Below are 1,186 nucleotides of genomic sequence, written 5' to 3'. Positions count from 1 at the left end.
GACCACACCGTCTTCGACACCCCCATCCTCCCCGGCACCGCCTACCTCGACCTCGCCCTCCACGCCGCCGACCACACCGGCCACACCACCATCGACGAACTCCTCCTCCACGCCCCACTGGTCCTGCAGCCCGGCCGTACGGTCCGAGTCCAGGTGATCGTGAACGGCACGGACGCCGACGGGGAGGCGACGCTCGACGTGTACTCCCGCCCCGAGGGAGAGCACGGTGAGTGGACCCGCCACGCCACCGCCGTACTGGTCAAGGACGACGCCGGACCCGGCTTCGACCTCACCGCATGGCCTCCTGCGGACGCGACCCCCATAGACGTGGCAAGTGTCTACGAGGCCCTGACCACGGCGGGGTTGCGGTACGGTCCGGCGTTCCGGGGACTGCGCGCCGCCTGGCGGCGCGGCGACGAACTGTTCGCCGAGGTCGCCCTCCCCGAGAACGAACGGGCCGGCGTGGCGGACTTCGGTGTGCACCCGGCGTTGTTCGACGCGGCCGTCCACCTGCCCGCCTGGGCGGGGCTGGCCGAGGTGCCGGAAGGACACAACCGGTTGCCGTTCGCCTGGAGCGGTGTCCGCCTGCACGCCACCGGCGCCACCGAACTACGGGTACGCGTCAAGCTGGGCGACACCGGATCGCTGTCGCTCCAGGCCGCCGACCCCACCGGCGCGCCGGTCGCCGCGATCGACACCCTCACTGCCAGACCGGTCTCCGCCGAGCAGCTCAAGGTCTCCGGGTCGGCTGGAGAGAACAGCCTGTTCCGGGTGGAGTGGTCACCGCTGGATCTCGTGCCGGCGGCGCGCGAGGCGTGGGCGGTGCTCGGCGATCGCCCGCTCTACGACGAACTGCGCCAGACCGTCACCGCCTCGTTCTACCAGGACCTGACCACCCTCACCGACGCCATCAGCGCCACCGACAGCGCCGCCGATCCTGTGCCCGACCTCATCGTCCTGCCGATCCCCACCCACCTCCAAGAAACGCCCGGCGAGGGGGGAACCGACAGTGGCCCCTCCAGCTTGGAGGAGCAGAACACGGGGGCGGCCGGGCACGGGAGCCCGGTCGGCGCCGCGCACGTGGTGCTCGAACACACCCTGCACACCCTGCAGACCTACCTGGCCGACGACCGCCTCGCCGACACCCGCCTGCTCGTGCTGACCCACCAAGCCATCGCCACCACCC

General features: G+C 71.7%; 1 protein-coding gene. It reads left to right on the top strand.

Going from position 1 to position 1,186, the window contains the following annotated elements; genetic code table 11:
- The coding region (locus IL992_RS45525) for a polyketide synthase dehydratase domain-containing protein (RefSeq protein ID WP_193209500.1) at positions 1-1,186 on the top strand (1,186 nt) is incomplete at both ends.

Source organism: Microbispora sitophila, from assembly GCF_014892245.1.
Taxonomy (GTDB): domain Bacteria; phylum Actinomycetota; class Actinomycetes; order Streptosporangiales; family Streptosporangiaceae; genus Microbispora; species Microbispora siamensis.
Note: the sequence above shows the minus strand (reverse complement) of the source record. Positions and strands in the feature narration are given on the sequence as shown.